General features: G+C 55.4%; 13 protein-coding genes. 5 read left to right on the forward strand and 8 right to left on the reverse strand.

What is annotated here, in order from left to right; genetic code table 11:
* Positions 1-115 precede the first annotated feature (115 nt).
* The gene (locus ACNKU7_RS12405; RefSeq protein ID WP_418297305.1) at positions 116-2,407 is read right to left on the reverse strand and encodes a S46 family peptidase; all 2,292 of its coding nucleotides are present in this window, start codon (positions 2,405-2,407) and stop codon (positions 116-118) included.
* Positions 2,408-2,615: 208 nt separating this feature from the next.
* Between ACNKU7_RS12405 and ACNKU7_RS12410 the strand changes: the two genes are divergently transcribed.
* Positions 2,616-2,828, forward strand: a complete 213-nt coding sequence (locus ACNKU7_RS12410) for a DUF3820 family protein (protein WP_418297306.1) — start codon at positions 2,616-2,618, stop codon at positions 2,826-2,828.
* Between the two features lie 99 nt (positions 2,829-2,927).
* Here ACNKU7_RS12410 and ACNKU7_RS12415 read toward each other — a convergent pair whose 3' ends face one another.
* A complete protein-coding gene (locus ACNKU7_RS12415) occupies positions 2,928-3,197 on the reverse strand; it encodes a hypothetical protein (RefSeq protein WP_418297307.1) in 270 nt (89 codons plus the stop codon).
* Positions 3,198-4,178: 981 nt separating this feature from the next.
* Here ACNKU7_RS12415 and ACNKU7_RS12420 point away from each other — a divergent pair.
* Positions 4,179-7,043 carry a glycosyl hydrolase family 18 protein gene (locus ACNKU7_RS12420; RefSeq protein ID WP_418297308.1) on the forward strand — a complete coding sequence of 955 codons (2,865 nt, stop codon included), beginning with the start codon at positions 4,179-4,181 and terminating at the stop codon, positions 7,041-7,043.
* 65 nt (positions 7,044-7,108) lie between these two features.
* Positions 7,109-8,746 carry a glycosyl hydrolase family 18 protein gene (locus ACNKU7_RS12425; RefSeq protein WP_418297309.1) on the forward strand — a complete coding sequence of 546 codons (1,638 nt, stop codon included), beginning with the start codon at positions 7,109-7,111 and terminating at the stop codon, positions 8,744-8,746.
* A 72-nt stretch (positions 8,747-8,818) separates the two neighbouring features.
* Here ACNKU7_RS12425 and ACNKU7_RS12430 read toward each other — a convergent pair whose 3' ends face one another.
* The 6 genes from ACNKU7_RS12430 to gltA all read right to left on the reverse strand — a co-directional run bounded on the left by ACNKU7_RS12430 (position 8,819) and on the right by gltA (position 16,352).
* Positions 8,819-9,367 (reverse strand): Tll0287-like domain-containing protein, encoded by a 549-nt coding sequence (locus tag ACNKU7_RS12430; protein ID WP_418297310.1) that lies wholly within the window; start codon positions 9,365-9,367, stop codon positions 8,819-8,821.
* Positions 9,368-9,387: 20 nt separating this feature from the next.
* Entirely contained in the window at positions 9,388-10,731 is a 1,344-nt protein-coding gene (locus tag ACNKU7_RS12435) for a cytochrome c3 family protein (protein ID WP_418297311.1), read from the reverse strand.
* Positions 10,732-12,756, reverse strand: coding sequence for an FAD-dependent oxidoreductase (locus ACNKU7_RS12440; RefSeq protein WP_418297312.1), 2,025 nt, complete (start codon positions 12,754-12,756; stop codon positions 10,732-10,734).
* A gap of 158 nt (positions 12,757-12,914) precedes the next feature.
* The gene (locus tag ACNKU7_RS12445; RefSeq protein WP_418297313.1) at positions 12,915-13,430 is read right to left on the reverse strand and encodes a hemerythrin domain-containing protein; all 516 of its coding nucleotides are present in this window, start codon (positions 13,428-13,430) and stop codon (positions 12,915-12,917) included.
* A gap of 386 nt (positions 13,431-13,816) precedes the next feature.
* Positions 13,817-14,881 (reverse strand): glycosyltransferase family 61 protein, encoded by a 1,065-nt coding sequence (locus ACNKU7_RS12450; RefSeq protein WP_418297314.1) that lies wholly within the window; start codon positions 14,879-14,881, stop codon positions 13,817-13,819.
* A 181-nt stretch (positions 14,882-15,062) separates the two neighbouring features.
* Positions 15,063-16,352, reverse strand: a complete 1,290-nt coding sequence (gene gltA / locus ACNKU7_RS12455; protein ID WP_418297315.1) for a citrate synthase — start codon at positions 16,350-16,352, stop codon at positions 15,063-15,065.
* Positions 16,353-16,989: 637 nt separating this feature from the next.
* Between gltA and sdhC the strand changes: the two genes are divergently transcribed.
* Positions 16,990-17,364 (forward strand): succinate dehydrogenase, cytochrome b556 subunit, encoded by a 375-nt coding sequence (gene sdhC / locus ACNKU7_RS12460; RefSeq protein ID WP_418297316.1) that lies wholly within the window; start codon positions 16,990-16,992, stop codon positions 17,362-17,364.
* Positions 17,358-17,726 (forward strand): succinate dehydrogenase, hydrophobic membrane anchor protein, encoded by a 369-nt coding sequence (sdhD, locus tag ACNKU7_RS12465; protein WP_418297317.1) that lies wholly within the window; start codon positions 17,358-17,360, stop codon positions 17,724-17,726. Before sdhC ends, sdhD begins: the two co-directional genes overlap by 7 nt.
* Position 17,727 lies beyond the last annotated feature (1 nt).

Raw genomic sequence — 17,727 nt, forward strand, 5'->3', positions numbered from 1 at the left:
CGAGCCCACCGCCGAATCAAAAAGACCAGCCTCAAATGAGGCTGGTCTCATGACTGTCAAACTGTGGGACAGCAGTGGCATTTCTGCCGGCTTTTTCTTTGGTGTTACCCGGAAATTATTCCTTCGACGCTGCAACCCCCATCTCTTCCAGCAGATTGTCGGCGTGGTCGACTTTCTCCATCACCCACAGCATGTATTCCACATCCACGTGAATTGCGCGGGTGTTGTCATTGAAGTCCCAGTCGGCATTGATGCTGTCGTAGGTGCCATCGAATACCAGGCCGATCAATTCGCCCTTGCCGTTCATGGTGGCAGAACCGGAGTTGCCGCCGGTGATGTCCACGGTGCTGAGGAAGTTCACCGGTACTGAGTCCAGCTCTTCGTCGTAGAAACGGCCGTAGTCTTTGTTCTTGATCGCATCCAGTTCCGCTTGCGGTGCGTCGAACGGATCTTCTCCGGTGTACTTGGCTTCGATACCACGCAGGGTGGTGAAGGGTACAAAGCCGTCTTTACCGTCGTTGCCATCGGCTGGGCCTTTGATGGTACCGGAGGGCGGGGTGTAGCCTTTAACCAGACCGTAAGTCAGGCGCAGGGAGCTGTTCGCATCCGGGTACACCGGCTTGCCCTGTTCGTTGTAGTAGGCGATCAGGAGATCCATGTATTGCGGGCGCAGCTGCGCAAAGCGTCCGGCCATGGCTTTGTCACGCTGTTCGATCGCGTCGCGATCTTCATAGGTAGCTACCGCCAGCTGGATGAACGGATCGTCGCTGTTGCGGAATTCTTCCGGTGATTTTTCCATCCACTGCAGCCGGGTCTCGGTATCGGTGAGACCGGTCTTTGTGTACATCCCGGCCAGCTTTTCCTGCAGGGCATTGCCACTCAGCTTGCCGTCAAAGAAAGCGTCGAAGCTTTCAATATGCTGGTTCTGTGGCAGGGCGTTGTAACGCTCCAGGAAGTAAGTCCATACCGCCTGATCCACCGAAGGGTAGAAGCTGCGCTCAATGCGCTTCATGCTCTCGGTAAAGCGGGTCATATCGCGTTCCTGATAGCCGGGCTCGCGATCCATATTGGGCTTCTGCTTCTCCAGGCTGAGGCGATACAGGCGCTGCGCCGCACTCAGCATGGCAGAGCGGTTCATAAAGCCGAGCAGCAGGTCGCGCTCCTGGGTGGACTGCTGATCTGCGATCAGGTTTTGCAGGTCTTTGATTACGGAAGCAAACTGCTTTTTGGAATCCGGGTTGGCCTCGATCCACTCCTGCAGGTCTTTCTCCAGCTTTTGCTTGCGCTTGAGCAGGTCGCTGCGGTTGTAGCCCTCCATCATGCCGGTGAAGTTCTTGGAGTAGTTGTTCAGGCCGGCAACCTGGCTGGCGTATTTCAGCGCGGCGTCCTTGTTGTCTTTGGTCGCGGTACCGATCACGTCAGACCACTCGGCCAGCACTTTCTGCATGGTGGGGTAGTACCAGCTGAAATTGTTGTTCACTTCAACGGCTGTGCGGTAGCGATTGGTACGGCCGGGGTAGCCGGCAACCATTACGAAGTCACCCTCTTTGGGCCCTTCGGTGGCGACTGTCAGGTGGTGCTTCGGCTTGTAGGGCTTGTTGTCCTTGGAAAAGTCCGCAGGTTTGCCATCAGGCCCCACATAGGCGCGCAGGAAGGAGTAGTCGCCGGTGTGGCGCGGCCACATCCAGTTGTCAATGTCGCCACCAAATTTGCCGATGGACGAAGCGGGTGCGTGTACCAGGCGCACGTCGCGGATGGCCAGCTGCTTGATCAGGTAATAGCTGGCGCCGCCGTAATAGCTGTAGACCTCACAGCGGTGGCCGGAATCGGCTTCACACTCGGCGACCAGGGCTTTCTCGGCATCTTCGATGGCCTTGAAGCGAGCGGCACCGTCCATGTCGTCGCTGAGCTGGCCCTTGATCTTGTCGGTGACTTCCTGCATGTCCACGGTAACGTAGATGCGCGAGCCCGGCGCCGCGGGCAACTCTTCTTCCATGGTTTTGGCAAGGAAGCCGTTGGCCAGGAGATCGTTGTCTTCCGTGGAGTTGTAAGAGATGGAGCCGTAGGCGCAGTGATGGTTGGTGGCGACCAGGCCCTGCGGGGAGACGAAGGAGGCGGAACAGCCGCCGAGGCTGACGACCGCATTCATCGGGAACTGGGTCAGATCAGTCATGGTCTCCGGATCCAGTTCCAGCCCCAGGCTTTTCAGCTTGTCACCCAGTTCCGGCAACTGGCGGGGCATCCACATGCCTTCGGTGGACACGGTTTGTTCACTGGCCTGTACTGGCTCGGAAGGCGCTGCTTTCGCCTCTGCAGCAGTGCTATCGTTGGCGGGCTTGCCACATGCCGCGAGGGCCGCCACAGCCAGCGACAACCCCAGGGCTCGAAATCTGATTTTGCTATTCACAGCAATTCCTTAGGTCATTTCATTCGGTCACCACAGTGACCTGTTATTGTTTAATTAACGCACAGTGCGGGTGCGTAGGTGGGGCCATATTCTCACAGATCGCGCCAGGCGAAAAATGCGGCCCGGTAGAGGGGAGTGATCCACGGATTCGGGTTAAGGCAGTGTAGAATGCGCGTTTTTAGTTAGCTGTCGGTTTCGGGGGATTGATTTGGAAAAGCAGGATTTACTGGATATCGCCCGCACACCGATGCCATTCGGAAAATATGCCGGCAGGGCACTGATAGATCTGCCAGAAGAATACTTGCTCTGGTTTGCGAAAAAGGGGTTCCCCCAGGGGCGGCTGGGCCACCTGATGGCGATGACGCTGGAAATCAAGATTGAGGGTCTGGAAGGACTGATCAAGCCGTTAAAGCGGGACTGACCATCGTTCGAATAATTTTATCGACGAAGTGAACGGGGGGACTCCGTGGGGAGTCCACCCCCGTTTTGGTTCGCTCGGAGTCATCCGCAAGCGACAGTGCTAGCGGTAGACGCGGCGACCGTAGCGATCGTAGTAGTAGCGTCTTTTTTTCTCGCGGTCATACAGCCAGCCACTGGCGCCACCGATGGCAGCACCCACGGCCGCGCCGCCCACCTTACCGCCGGTTACCAGTGCGCCGGTTACCGCACCGATGCCGATACCGGTTCCTACCCGGCGATCAGTGTCGCTCATGTTGGCACAGCCTGCACCAGCAAGCGTGAGCGCCAGCGCGGAAGCCACGCCTGCACGTTTGAGAACTTGGAACTGCATAACTCACTCCAGCCATTACATCTACATGGAACATTCCTCGGGCAGTGTATGGTGCCGAAAAGGCAGCTCCCATTTTTGGTTGCACGTTCAGGTACTTTTTTGGCACCGGGTATTAAAAAAATGCCTGCTGTCGGCGCAGGATAGGGGGGAGGCGCTGAAGTGTGAGAAAAAAGTAACACCAGAACGAGCGTGAGTGAGAAAAAAGTGTGAGAAGCAGAGGTTGGGAAATATTTGTGGGACACTAGAATAGTAACTGTCCCGGGAAGACTCCCCCATCGCGAGACGAGGTGGAGTGCCAACAAAAAGCGGTCCGTAACGGAGACTGAACATGACCGAAAATAGGCCCACAGCGGGTGACCACTGATCTGAGATTGATTGATTTCAGCGAGTGAAAGATCGGGACGTTTCAGTCAGCTTGATTGGGTAAATGGGGCAGGCGGTCGCTCAAGTCGGCCGCCTTTGCTTTATATGCCACTCTAAATTTTGCGCCATTTGTTTTCGTGTTTTGGCGCGAAATTTTTCATAATTTGTCACATCTGTTTCGTGATGGGTGACCGAATTTGAGCCGACTCTGTTCTTCCTGCCCGATCAGATTAGCCGGGATTAAATCCGCCAAGAGAAGACCGGCTTAACCTGAAATCTGTTTTCCCTTCTAGAGATGTTGATGCGCGCGCCAAAAAAACACGCGGCTGTGTGATTAACCTCTCAGGTATGTCTAACCGATATAGTCAGACACACGGTAAGCAGGTTAATGTGAAAAGGTAATGACAGCGGTGTCATGGTTTTATTAAAAATGACAGCGGTGTCATTGCCAATCGGAGAATTCCGGTTTTTTGTGAGGTACCAGATGTACCGGCATAAGAAGTTGAGTGCCGTTCAATCGGGGGCGAAGGAGCCCGCCGAGGTTTGGCGGATAACCAAGAATAACGACCCCAATTGATAAACCTGATCGATAAAAGATAATGAACAAGGTGACAATCAATGAAAGGGCTTACACCCAGCCACTGGCGTCCTGCGCTTCTCGCGCTTGGCCTTGCCAGTACCTCCGCAATCGCTGCGCCTGGCGCTCCGACCATCGACTGGATGGAAACCAGCTTCGGCATCGTCGAAGTTGACGACGCGGCTACTGCCTACGAAAACCTGATTACGGTCAACGACTATGCCCAGGTTCCGGTTTCCTGGTCCAAGTGGTCCGGTGACGCTGCCACCACAGCGCAATACCTTTTGAATGGTGAAGTTGTTCTCGAGCAGAGCATCAACGGCGGCGCAACCCAAACCGGCTCGGCCACCCTGCAGGTGAGCCAGGGCGGCCAGTACGCACTGCAGGTTTCCCTGTGTAACGCGGATGGCTGTGCAACTTCTGCAGCCGTGGATATCGTGGTGGCCGACACTGACGGCAGTCACCTGGATCCGATTACCCTGACCGCCGGGGAAAACAACAAACCTTACACCAACACTTCCGGTTCTGTTGTTGGTACTTATTTTGTGGAGTGGGGCGTATACGGCCGTAAATTCTCCGTAGACATGATCCCGGCCTACAACCTGACCCACATCATCTACGGTTTTGTGCCGATCTGTGGCGGTGACGGCATCAACGACAGCCTGAAGGAAATCGAAGGCAGCTTTGCCGCGCTGCAGCGTTCCTGCGCCGGCCGTGAAGACTTCAAGGTTACCCTGCACGACCCATTTGCGGCACTGCAGAAATCCCAGGCGGGCCAGACCTTTTCCGATCCCTATAAAGGCAACTTCGGCCAGCTGATGGCACTGAAACAAGCCTATCCGGATCTGAAAATCCTGCCCTCCATCGGTGGCTGGACGCTGTCTGACCCCTTCTACTTCTTCTCCGACGCCGCCAAGCGCAAGACCTTTGTGGACTCGGTGGAAGAGTTTGTCCGCACCTGGAAGTTTTTTGACGGTGTAGATATCGATTGGGAATATCCGGGTGGCCAGGGTGCGAACCCGAACCTGGGGGATCCGGCGGTAGATGGCGAAACCTATCGTTTGCTGATGCGCGACCTGCGCGCAATGCTTGACAAACTCGAGCTGGAAACCGGGCGTAAATACGAGCTGACTTCAGCGATCGGTGCTGGTTACGACAAGATCGAAGATGTGGACTACCAGGCTGTACAGCAGTACATGGATTACTTCTTCGTAATGACGTACGACTTCTACGGCGGTTGGAGCACCGATGTCCTCGGTCACCAGACTGCGCTGTATGCGCCGAGCTGGCGCCCCGATACCGACTACACCACCCACAATGGTATTCAGGATCTGCTGAGCCGCGGTGTTGACCCGGGCAAACTGGTTGTCGGTGCTGCCATGTATGGCCGCGGCTGGACCGGTGTTAACGGCTGGACCGGAAACGACCACATGACTGGCACCGCGACCGATAAAGTTGCCGGTACCTGGGAAGCGGGCGTAGTGGATTACCGCGATATCGTTGGCCGTATCGCCACCGGTGAGTGGGAAGAGTACTACGACGAAACCGCTGAAGCGCCTTATATCTTCAAGCCGAGCACCGGTGATCTGATCACCTACGACAATGCGCGCTCGATCATGGCCAAAGGTGCCTACACCCGCAACTACAACCTGGCAGGTCTGTTCTCCTGGGAAATCGACGCGGATAACGGCGATATCCTGAATGCCATGCACGAGAGCCTCGGCCATGGTGACGGCCTGGAAAACCGTAGACCGGTTGCCCGCGCGGGCGCTGACCAGACTGTTGCTGCCGGTGCCTCCGTTTCCCTGAACGGCAGCACCTCCAGCGACCTGGACGGCGATGCGCTGACCTACAGCTGGGCGCAAACTGCTGGTACTTCGGTAACCCTGCAGGGTGACAACAGTGCGGTTGCGACTTTCTCCGCACCGGGTGTTGCTGCCGACGAAGTCCTGACCTTTGCCCTGACTGTCAGCGACGGCGCACTGAGCAGCACCGACGAGGTCAGCATCACGGTACAGGCCGCGCAAGCCAACCAGGCTCCGAACGCCGATGCCGGCGCAGACCAGATGGTGATTACTCCTGCGGTAGTCAGCCTGAACGGTTCTGCTTCCAACGATCCGGAAGGCAGCGACCTGACTTACAGCTGGGCGCAGGTATCCGGTACCCCGGTAACCCTGAGCGATGCCACGGTAGTGAGCCCAAGCTTCTCTGCTGCAGTAGTCAGCGTTGAAGAAGAGCTGGTCTTCGAGCTGACCGTCAACGATGGCGATCTGTCTGATACCGATCTGGTCAGCATCTTCCTGCTGCCGGAAGGCAATGTGGCTCCAGAAGTTTCCGTACCGGCCACTGTGACCGTTGCTGAAGGCCAGAGCACTTCCATCACCGCAGTAGGCACCGATGCCAATGGCGATGCGCTGACGTACAGCTGGACTGGTATGGCCACTGGCAGCGAAGCGACCATCACCGTCACCGCGCCGCAAGTGGAAGCGGATACAACCTTCGACCTCACCGTAACCGTTAATGACGGCCTGGCAAGCACTAGTGCCACCGTTCAGGTCACTGTGACCAACACCGTTGTAGACGACGGCTGTAGTGCGACCGATCCGAATGCCGGTACTTACCCAGCCTGGCAGTCCGGCACTACCTACCTGGGTGGTGACAAGGTGAGCTACGACGGACTGGTGTGGGAAGCCAAGTACTGGACCCAGCAGACCCCGGGCTACGATGCGGCCGACTGGAAACTCGCCAGCGCCGTGGAGACACCCTGGAATGCCAGCACGGCCTATAGCGGCGGTGCCGAGGTTAACCACAACGGCAAGCGTTACAGCGCCAAGTGGTGGAACCAGGGCCAGGAGCCGGGTGTAGCCGATGTTTGGGAAGAAATCGGTGATGCTACCTGTAACTGATCACAGGTAACCGAAACAGGGGGCGCTACGGCGCCCCCTTTTATTGGCAAGCAAGGAAAATAAACATGAAAAGACTGATTCTGGGCGCAATCGCCCTCGGGCTTTTCTCAGCCAAGGCTGCGGCTGTAGATTGCAGCGCTTATCCGGTCTGGGAAAGCAGTGCCATTTATGTTGGTGGAAACCCTGCGCAGTACGAGGGCAACGCCTATCGCGCCAACTACTGGACGCAGAACAATAATCCGGCGACGAATTCGGGTACCTGGGCGCATTGGAAATACGAAGGCGCTTGTGATGGCAGCTCCTCGTCCAGCTCTTCTGGTTCGTCTTCAGGTTCTACTTCGAGCTCCTCGGGATCTTCTTCGGGTACCTCAAGCTCTTCCGGTTCATCTTCCGGTTCAACATCCTCCGGTTCATCTTCAGGATCTTCTGGCGGTTCCACCAGCTCTGGTGGTGGCAGCTGCAGCTCGGTGCAGTATGTCGCCGGCAACGCCTACAGTGCCGGTGACCTGGTGCAGAATGTCGATCAGGAATTTATCTGCAATATTGCCGGCTGGTGTTCCTCAGATGCCGCCTGGGCTTACGAGCCGGGCGTTGGCATGCACTGGGAAGACGCCTGGAGTAAGGTGAGTGACTGCGGCAGCAGCTCATCGAGCAGCTCTTCCAGTGGTGGCAGCACCAGCTCTGGCTCAGGGTCTTCCAGCTCCTCGGGTGGCAGCACTTCGGGCGGCAGTTCCTCAGGCGGAAATAGCGGTCTGCTGCCGAAACATGCGCTGGTCGGTTACTGGCACAACTTCGACAACGGTTCCGGCCTGTATCGCATCAGTGAAGTCTCCGATGTATGGGATGTGATCGTGGTGGCGTTTGTGGACGATGCGGGTAACGGCAATATCGCCTTTAACCTGGATCCCGGTCTCAACAAGCAGCAGTTTATCGATGACATCGCAGCCAAGCGGGCTGCCGGCAAGATCGTCATTGCCTCCTACGGTGGTGAGAAAGGTACCGTTACCCTGAACACCGACGAGAACGTGGCCAACTTTGTCAGCAGTACGGCGGCGATGATCGATGAGTACGGGTTCGATGGTATCGATATTGACCTTGAGTCAGGAGCGGGCGTGATGCACGGTGCCCCTGTCATTCAGAATATGGTCAAGGCGGTCAAACAGCTCAAGCAGCTTTACCCCAACATGTACCTGTCGATGGCTCCGGAGCATCCCTATGTGCAGGGCGGCTATGTGTCTTACACCGGTATCTGGGGCGCCTATCTGCCAATGATTGACCAGCTGCGCAATGAGCTGGATCTGCTGCATGTGCAGCTGTACAACAACGGCGGCCTGTCTACCCCCTATCGGGGAACCGCTTATGCCGCGGGCTCTGTAGACATGATGGTATCGTCCGCGCTGATGCTGATCGAAGGTTTCCCGCTTGGTTATGGCAATGCAGGCTTCTTTGAGGGGCTGCGCCCGGATCAGATCGGCCTTGCGCTGCCTTCCGGACCGAAAGCGGCCGGCAGTGGTTTTGCCACAACCGCTGATATCAATCGTGCGCTGGACTGCCTGACCCAGCTGCAGAACTGCGGCACCCTGACGCCGAGCCAGGCTTATCCCACCTTCAATGGCGTGATGACCTGGTCCATCAACTGGGATATGAACGACGGAGGCATCTTCTCCGGCCCAGTGGGCAGCCACGTACACAACCTGCCCTGACGGCGAATCATCGCCCGCTACAGAGGCGCCTTTTGGCGCCTCTGTTTTTTTATGGGGAGTTAAAGCATACGGTCAGAGCGCAAAACGAATAACAACTCCGCCCATGGTTTGACCCAGTTCAAAATCCGTACGCGGGCTGTCTACATGTTCATTGTGGCAACTGACACAGGCGGGTGACACCGCGACGTCAGGATAAATGGCGGTGAAATATTCAGTACCCGCAAGCGTCTCAGTGCCGTAAAAATTTTTGCCCGGGTTTTCCACAATGAATTCCAGACCCTGACGCTCCAGGTCAGTGCGGGGTTTATTCTGTTTGTTGATCGCCCATTGGGAGAGTAGGGCATAGTTGAACCCAGCTCCCTGTTCTGCAACGCGTTCCGCCCCCATCCGTAACATCTGGGCTGGCAACGGGAGGGCTTTACTGTCTTTCCAGTGCTCGTCCGCCTTGATCACGGCCTCCTCATTCTGCAGGCGGTTGACCACGTTCGTGGTATAGGCCGCACGATCCGCTTCGATCACCGCGAAGATGGCATCTGCCATTCGCTGAGGTGCGACGCCGGCTTGCTCACCGCAGGCTGTGAGTGCTGCGGTTGCAGACAAAATAAAGGCACATTTACGCATGGGTTCCCCTCCTGTTGGGACTATTCACTGGTTTTTATTCGGGCAATTCTTTCTCGGATCATCTGGAATGTCGTATGGCCTTTTTGCACACCGGCGTTGAAGTTATTCAGGTGCTGTTCTTTGTCTGCCAGTGCAGCCATAGCAAACTCAATGCCGTGGCAGCTCAGGCACACGGGCAGCATTTTTTCTACCGGGCGCAAATTGTGATTCTGGTTGTGGTTGACGATGGTTTCGCCGTTGCTGACTTCACGCGGCAGGTGGCAAGTGGCACAGCTGACTCCAACGTCTGACGTTTCCTGCCAGGCCTGGTAATGCGCTGACGTGAAGTAGTTACGGCTGTGCTCGTCATCATGGCAGCTGATACAGGCTTCCACTGCCGCATAACGGACATCGGTGCTGTGTGCGCCATGGCAACTGACGCAGTTAAGCTCCCCGCCTGCGCTTTCTTTCATGGCAGTTTTCGCTTCCAGCGGTGAAATAGCGCCGCTTTCATGTCGGAACTGCTCTGGCAGTCGGCTGGAAAACCTGAAGCCGTGCTTGCCCTCGGTGAACCGGTCACGCTGGTTCGCGTGGCAGTCACCGCACAGGGTGACAATTTCAGAACTGGAGAAATTTATCTGGTTGCCGGTGTGGCAGTCACTGCAGTTGGTGTCTGTTTGCGCGTGAGCACTGGCAGCCCAGTCCTGCTGCAATTCAATCAGAGCCTCAGGTGCAATGGCGGTAACCGCGAGATCTGCGTCCTCCATCTTGAGGGGGCTGCGCTCCGGATGTGCTGCTTGCCAGTGGCTGACTAGGGTACGCACCGGTAATTGACTATCCGTTAGCATGTCCGGGACGTTCAGCCTCCCGGCTAGAAAGTCTTCGTAGAGAAAGCGATTGTCGTGGTAGTTGTGGCAACCCGCACTTGCGCAGGAATCAAATGCAAACTCCGAGTGGTTTGGACGGTTATCTGCAATGTCACTGTGGCAGTGAATACAGAAATCACCCGCCTGGGTAACGCCCATTGCATGGGTGATTTCCGGCTTGTGCTCCGTATGGCAGGCCACGCAATAGCGGGCATCGAGGCGCTCTAGAAGACCGGCATTGCGCGGATCGAGAAATTTACTCCGTGGGTGGCTATCGTCCGCTTCAGTCAGTTCGTCACCGTGACAGCTGACGCATGCCTGCTGTATCCCTTCCTGACCGGAAAAGCCTTCTCCGTGACAGGTGGTACATGCCAGCTCCACCTGGTGATGTCCGTGGGTGACCTCTCCGCTGAGGAAAAAGGTCTTGTCAGATGCTTCCAGGTTATAGGTGATCAGTGCCGCGGCAACAACCGTCACTAAAAGCCCGTAATGCCAGAACCTGAATTTATAGTTTTTCATTTAAAAGTAATACACAGCGAAAACGTGATAGAAAATCAAGACGGGCAGCGCCCACAGGAGGGCATAGTGAACACGCGACCACCACTTGCGGTGTTCTCTCAGCTTTAGATCTGTCCAGTGGTGATTCCTGGCCATGAAAATGCCAACCATTGCGCCAGTACAGGTAGCGGCAAGAAAAACCAGCATCAATACCTGATTAAGGTTCTCACCCAGGCGGAACCCGGTGTGTACGATTAAAATCACGAGTGCGAGACAACCAATAACGCTGTGTACATAACGCCAGTGATCCAGGTGCCCGAGATCACGTTTGTTTAAACGCTTGCGCAGGCTCAGGCTGGCTGTCATAAGGCATAGGCCTAGCAGGGTGTAACCGCTGACCTGTTTCCAGAAGTTGTCATACCAGAGGCTGTGGAGAACCCATGCCTTCTGGACGCTATCAGCCAGACTGGGCGCCGGTAGCACCGTGGTGGCTGTAATCAGGACGAGCGCAACAATGGATACCCAAAAGATTTCCCGTGCATGACGCATGACGAGATTGGGGGCGGGCACATCCAGTAATTCGGCGATAATGGGTCGACAACTGCCGCAGACCGAGCCAGCACCAGTTGCTGTCTCAAGGTCCGGCAACGTACGCTTTCCCCCGGCAATCGCTTGGCAGATTTCGCTTTTGTTTACACCATTACACTGGCAGACCAGGTAGCTATCTGGCTGCTGCTTTATGCCCCGGAAATTCTGATCCTGCCAGAGACTCCCCTCTCGCTGAAATTTTTCAAGTGCATCAACGGAAAAAGTCGCCCGCTCGGCGATGGCGCTTTGTAGGGAACGTTTTTCGTCCCATGCGCCGACTATAGTTGCGCCGGCCAAACTGTTGCCGCGCATGTAGAGCTCACGACAGACGCCCTCAAATTGGTTCTCATACCGGTAAACCGTCATTTGTGTATAGGCATCTGGCGCGGTTTGTCCGAGGAGTGCGCAGGGGATATCCGCCATTTTAAGCTCGATGTCTGTGCTGCTTCCCTGATAAACCGGCGTAGTCGTCTGGGTGGGGGTGGGGGAAGAGGCGCAGATATGGCGGCTACAGATTTCTGCCTGGTCAAAACCGGGCTTAACCAGCTGATAGATCTGCTGCTGGTATTCCGCGCACTCGCCGACAGCATAGATGTCTGGATCGCTGGTTTCCATGTGTGGGGAAACCTGGATGCCTTGTCCGGTCTTGAGGCCGCTTTCCTGTGCCAGAGTGATTTCCGGTGTAATCCCGGTACACAGCACGACCATATCGACCTGCAGGCGTTCGCCACTGGAGAGCTCTGCGGTGTCCACGGTGTCTCGGCCAAACAGCGCGGCAAGTTTTACATCGGTTTTTATTTCCACCTGCATGGCCAGCAAAGCCGCTTTCAGGCAGTTTTCAGCCGCGTGGCTGAGCTTACCGCCCAACAGGCGATTGCGCGCCAGCAGTGTTACCCGGTTACCCTGGGTCTTTAGCGCTGCTGCGGCCTCGAGGCCCAATGCACCGGCGCCAACCACCAAAATCCTACTGCTGCTGGTGCGCAGTGTGAGAAGGCGCTGGGTATCGTGAAGGTTGCGAAAGGGAATGACGTTGGCGAGCGTGGCCCCGGGGATTTCCGGGATAAATGGGCGGGAACCTGTAGCGAGAATCAATTTTGTGTAGGGTTGGGGGGCTCCGGTATCGTCATAAATGACTTTTCGCTGTCGGTCGATAAGGCACACCCGCCGGCTGTGGAACTCGGCAAGCCGGGAGGTCGACTCAGGCCAGACCGGGTTACCAAGCTCCTTCAGCGATACGTGATTGGCCAGATATTCGGGTAGCCTCACCCTGTTATATGGTGCCTCTCCTTCCTCGCCTATTAATACAACCTGCGCATCGGTGCTGTATTCAAGGAGCCGCTGGGCACAGCGCACACCAACTGGCCCCGCGCCAACGATCACATACGTCGGGTACCCGCCTTCGCGAACGGTCTGTTGATCCAGAGGCTGCTGCGAAAGTGCTTTCAATGCTTCTGTCACAAAAGCACCCCTGGGAAATTCTGAGGTTCGGTATTCCGATGATTCCCTTGAGTCATTACCAGTTCCAACGTGTTATTTTTTAGAATTATTCTTTGCCGATTGAATGACTTAATAATGGGTTGTAGTTATGTAAGCATCGAGACAGAAAAATTGTTCAACTAAGGATGGTAAAGGGTATAGAGTTCGCGCTCCTCAAGCGAAACCCGGCGGGTCAATGCCTCTCCAATCTTTTCGTAATCCTGTTTGAAGTCCATCAACATTTCTCCGGTAAAAACTTCCCGGGAATAGCGCTTACAAAACTGTACTACAGCGTTGGCAATGTCATTCATGTCGGTACGGAAATCTTTCACAATCTGTAATGTGTGCGAGTCCCCGGCCATGGACTGCTCCAGATACACATAAAAGCTCACGTTTTCTTTGATCAAATGGGCCTGGAAAGTGGACTTGAATGTCTTCAGAAGCGCAGCAACTTTTCGAAAATCCTGCTTTTCATAACCCTCGGACCAGACCCTGCGATAAATTTGCACAAGCTCGTGGTGATCGCCTTTCAGCGTCATGATCAGTGACGGGTCGTAGTTAATGGTACGGCCTGGTTGGCCACCATTGGCTGCCCGATTGGTTTGGTCTTCCCGGAGGGCTTTGTCACGGGACTTGCCAGAAAAAATGCGAAACATAGTGAGAGCCTTAAATGGAAGCCTATTTAATGTTGTTGTAGAGGCTTCTCTAGCAGGTTAATCGGACTGGGAATTTTGCCGCGCAATGGCGTGAATTGAACCGTCTTTTTAGGAAAAAATTCTCACATATTTCTCTTAGTGAGAATTTTGTCACAGTTCGCGGGCGGTGGGGTTTGTGTGGGGGATAAGGAATTGTGTACGAACGTGTCAACTCCAGTGCGCGTATGTCGTGCGCGCACTTATGCCACGACTTCAATTGGTACTGTTCAATAAAATCGAGTGACGTTTTACTGACGCGATAGTGAAATTCTGGACTTTCTTACGCGCGCTTTTAGACCGAGGGCTGCGCGCGCTGTGATTGCAAATACAAAATCCGCAGTCGGGAGTTACTCTTCAGTGATGGTAGTGGCTGCTCGGTGTAGATCGTCGGTCATCTGAGCCTTCATCATGGCTAACTTCAGGCTGTTCAGTGATACATCGAAATCCCGCAAGTTGCCGGTAAAAGATGCTTTAGGGCCGAAAAGTTCGGGCCAGGAATCGCCTCTTACACCGATCCAGCTCCCGCCAGTTTGCTTTGCCAGTAAGCGAAATACATTGGTCACGTGGGCTGGAGAAAAGATTTCCAGCAAGCGGTAAGGTTTATGGCCCAGAGCTGGGTTCCGGAAAATAAGCGGTGCGAGGGCTGCTCCGTGCACAGCTACTATATCTTCGGCTCCACAGAGATGCTGTACCTGATCCTGCAGGGTGAGTTCTTCGGCAAATATGCGGGTATAACCGCGCTCGCGCAGGGTTGCCCAGACTTCCCCTTCGTTTTTCAATTTGCGTGTGTCTTTCCTGGAAATGTAAAGACGCGTTGGCGTGTCGAGCTTACCTTGGATACTAGAGCGCAATGATTCTGGAAGGTTTCGGGCGACGACTTGTGATCGAATACCACGTAATGCTATCCAGGGTGTAACCTCATACTGTGCCACCAATCCTCGTACAGCCCGATCGGTCAAGAGCGTCTGGAATCCGAATAGCTGGAAAAGTTCGACGAGCTTTCCTGAAATGGACTCAGGTAGGACTACGGTAATGGGCTTGCAGAGTTCCGCGAGCTGCTCGCGCACCAATAGTGCGAGGGGAAGGTGATTGGTAATCGAGTGGGCCCAGTTTTCCGGACTGCGGCGCCGCAAGTCCAATGCAATCGTATCCTGATCCACTTCAATCGGGTGTCTTCCTCCGCGTAGCCATTGCTTCAGCTGTACAAGTCGTGAAGCTTTTTCAGTTGTCGTGACGGTGGGCTGCGATGTCAATCGAAGGTGGAGTTCCCCGGGCGAAGATGAGATTGCGGGCAGGTAAATTTCTTCGATGATGGGCTGCGCCCGATCTGCGGTGAAGGTTGGAGCACCGATAAGCCAGCCGCGGCCAGCGCCTTCTGCAGCCAGTTGGAGAGTGGTGTTGATCATATCCATATGTATTCCTGGCGATCCGCTTGCTCAGGTGAACCCCATCAATGATCTGGAGCCATGGTAATGTGAAAATTAATAGTAAAAGAGTCGGGGGGCCAAAGCCAGCGTGTCGAGCTGCCGCCCAAATGCAAAGAGCCCGGCAAATGCCGGGCTCTTATGGGTAGTCCTACACAGGCGTCGTTTATCAGCGCTCTGCCAGGGAAACGTAATCGCGTGCGGTGTAGCCGGTGTACAGCTGGCGCGGACGACCGATCTTGTACGGATTGGAGATCATCTCGTTCCAGTGCGCAATCCAGCCAGCCGTACGGCCGGTGGCAAAAATCACGGTGAACATGTCGGTGGGGATGCCGATGGCCTTCATGATGATACCGGAGTAGAAGTCGACGTTCGGGTACAACTTCTTCTCGACGAAGTATTCGTCTTCCAGCGCGATCTTTTCCAGCTTTTTGGCGATCTTCAGCAGCGGATCGTTCTCCGCGCCCATGGCACCCAGAACCTCGTCACAGATACCCTGCATTACACGGGAGCGCGGGTCGAAGTTCTTGTACACGCGGTGGCCGAAGCCCATCAGGCGGAACGGATCGTTCTTGTCCTTGGCCTTGGCGACGTACTCGTCGATGCGGCTCTCGTCTCCGATCTCTTCCAGCATGGTCAGAACCGCTTCGTTGGCACCGCCGTGCGCCGGTCCCCACAGGGTGGCGATACCGGAGGAGATGCACGCGAAGGGGTTGGCACCGGAGGAGCCTGCCAGGCGCACGGTCGAGGTAGAGGCGTTCTGCTCGTGGTCGGCGTGCAGCAGGAAGATCACGTCCATGGCCTTGGCCACTACCGGGTCGATCTTGCTCGGCTCACAGGGGTTGCCGAACATCATGTGCAGGAAGTTCTCGGAGTAGCTGAGGCTGTTGTCCGGGTACATGAACGGCTGGCCCTTGCTGTGCTTGTAGCACATTGCCGCCAGGGTAGGCATTTTGGCAATCAGGCGGTCAGCAGAAATCTTGCGGTGCTCGGGATCGGTGATGTCGAGAGAGTCGTGGTAGAAGGAGGCGAGGGCGCCAACAACGCCACACATCATGGCCATCGGGTGGGCGTCGTAGCGGAAGCCCTTGAAGAAGTTGACCAAGGATTCGTGAACCATGGTGTGGTTCATGATGCCGTTAACGTATTCCTTCTTCTGTTCTGCATTCGGCAGTTCGCCGTTCATCAGCAGGTAGCAGGTCTCCAGATAGTCGGACTTCTCTGCCAGCTGTTCGATGGGGTAGCCGCGGTGCAGAAGCACGCCTTTGGCGCCATCGATGTAGGTGATCTTGGATTCACAGGATGCGGTGGACATAAAGCCCGGGTCGTAGGTGAACAGCCCTTGGCTTGCCAGGCTGGTGACGTCAACAACGTCGGGACCCGCAGTTCCGGTGTGCACCGGCAGTTCAATAGCGCTGTCGATACCATCGACCGTGAGTTGAGCTTTCTTGTCGGACATTGTGGACTCCTAAAAACTATTCTTTTGCCAGCTTCTTATTTCCACACAATGCACTGAATAACAGTCCAGTGCTGCAGCGTGCCAGGGGCTCGCTCCGCGCTCTCCTGTGGTCACTTAAATGATTACAGGCAGTGTCCTGGCACGCATGAAAAATCGGGAAAGTCCCGGTTTATGCGGGCTTGGAGGGCCATCTTTGGCTGCATCCTGACGCGGATATGGGGCTAGCGGGCTTTTAAGCGCGGCCAAACTTAAGTGCCGCGCCTCAAATTGTCAAACCAAATCGGGGCTTCGCGGGCCTTTCATATCCGCAGGATCTTCGGTCACTGGGGCGGGTGGCAGGGATTTTGCCTGCTTACTTGCGGATATCCACAATGGAAATTCGGTGGCACTTTGGTTGCGGGTTCATACCTAGGTCGGGTATGTGGCGCAGCATGCAACTGCTACAAAGCTGCCGCGAACGTCCGGTGTTTCGTTGTTTTTTGAGATTTGAATGCCTATAATCCGCGCGGCTTGCGCCTTGGTAAGGCCACTTTGTACAAGGTCTCTACAGGTTGTGTACTTAGTAAACAGCAAGCTCGCCCAATCTCGAGAAAATCTACGGGCGCCCCGTCTTTCAGGGCAACAAGGTGTTTTTCCTGTGAACAAAAACAGACCTGTCAATTTAGACATTTCTACTATCAAGCTCCCCGCTGCTGGACTGGTTTCCATTCTGCATCGTATTTCCGGTGTGGTGTTGTTTGCCGTCGTTGCACTGCTGTTGTGCATGCTCGACGCCAGTCTGGAATCTGAGCAGGGTTTCCAAGAAATAGCAGACACTTTCAATAGTGTCCCGGCCAAGCTCATTTTGTGGGCGTCTCTGGCTGCGCTTATTTACCACCTGATTGCCGGTGTACGTCACCTGCTGATGGATATGGGTATTGGTGAAAGCCTCGAAGGTGGTCGCCGCAGCGCGGTTGCGGTGCTGGTGCTTTCAGTCATTCTCATCCTGCTGGCGGGGGTTCTGGTATGGTAAAGGCAGTAACAGGATTTGGTCGCAGCGGCCTCTACGACTGGTTCATCCAGCGCGTGACCGCCGTAGTACTGGTGGCCTATACCCTCTTTATTGTGGGTTTCATTTTTTTCTCCAAAGATTTCAGCTACGCCAGCTGGTCTGCTCTGTTCGAGCAGCGCTGGGTGCGCGTATTCAGCCTGGTGGCTCTGATCTCGACGATCGCACACGCCTGGATCGGTCTCTGGTCCGTGATTACCGACTACCTCACCAACCGCATGATGGGTGGCAAAGCTACCGTCCTGCGTATTCTGGTAGAGGTGCTGTTGGGCTCCGTAGCCGTGTTCTACGCGGTGTGGGGCATTGAAATTCTGTGGGGTGTGTAAG

Origin of the sequence: Microbulbifer weihaiensis, assembly GCF_048323715.1 — a bacterium.
Taxonomy (GTDB): domain Bacteria; phylum Pseudomonadota; class Gammaproteobacteria; order Pseudomonadales; family Cellvibrionaceae; genus Microbulbifer.

What these genes read in the sequence shown, in the direction of transcription:
- ACNKU7_RS12415 (WP_418297307.1), bottom strand. Translation starts at nt 3,197, where the DNA reads ATGCAGTTCCAAGTTCTCAAACGTGCAGGCGTGGCTTCCGCGCTGGCG.
- ACNKU7_RS12420 (WP_418297308.1), top strand. Translation starts at nt 4,179, where the DNA reads ATGAAAGGGCTTACACCCAGCCACTGGCGTCCTGCGCTTCTCGCGCTT.
- ACNKU7_RS12425 (WP_418297309.1), top strand. Translation starts at nt 7,109, where the DNA reads ATGAAAAGACTGATTCTGGGCGCAATCGCCCTCGGGCTTTTCTCAGCC.
- ACNKU7_RS12430 (WP_418297310.1), bottom strand. Translation starts at nt 9,367, where the DNA reads ATGCGTAAATGTGCCTTTATTTTGTCTGCAACCGCAGCACTCACAGCC.
- ACNKU7_RS12435 (WP_418297311.1), bottom strand. Translation starts at nt 10,731, where the DNA reads ATGAAAAACTATAAATTCAGGTTCTGGCATTACGGGCTTTTAGTGACG.
- ACNKU7_RS12445 (WP_418297313.1), bottom strand. Translation starts at nt 13,430, where the DNA reads ATGTTTCGCATTTTTTCTGGCAAGTCCCGTGACAAAGCCCTCCGGGAA.
- ACNKU7_RS12450 (WP_418297314.1), bottom strand. Translation starts at nt 14,881, where the DNA reads ATGGATATGATCAACACCACTCTCCAACTGGCTGCAGAAGGCGCTGGC.
- gltA (WP_418297315.1), bottom strand. Translation starts at nt 16,352, where the DNA reads ATGTCCGACAAGAAAGCTCAACTCACGGTCGATGGTATCGACAGCGCT.
- sdhD (WP_418297317.1), top strand. Translation starts at nt 17,358, where the DNA reads ATGGTAAAGGCAGTAACAGGATTTGGTCGCAGCGGCCTCTACGACTGG.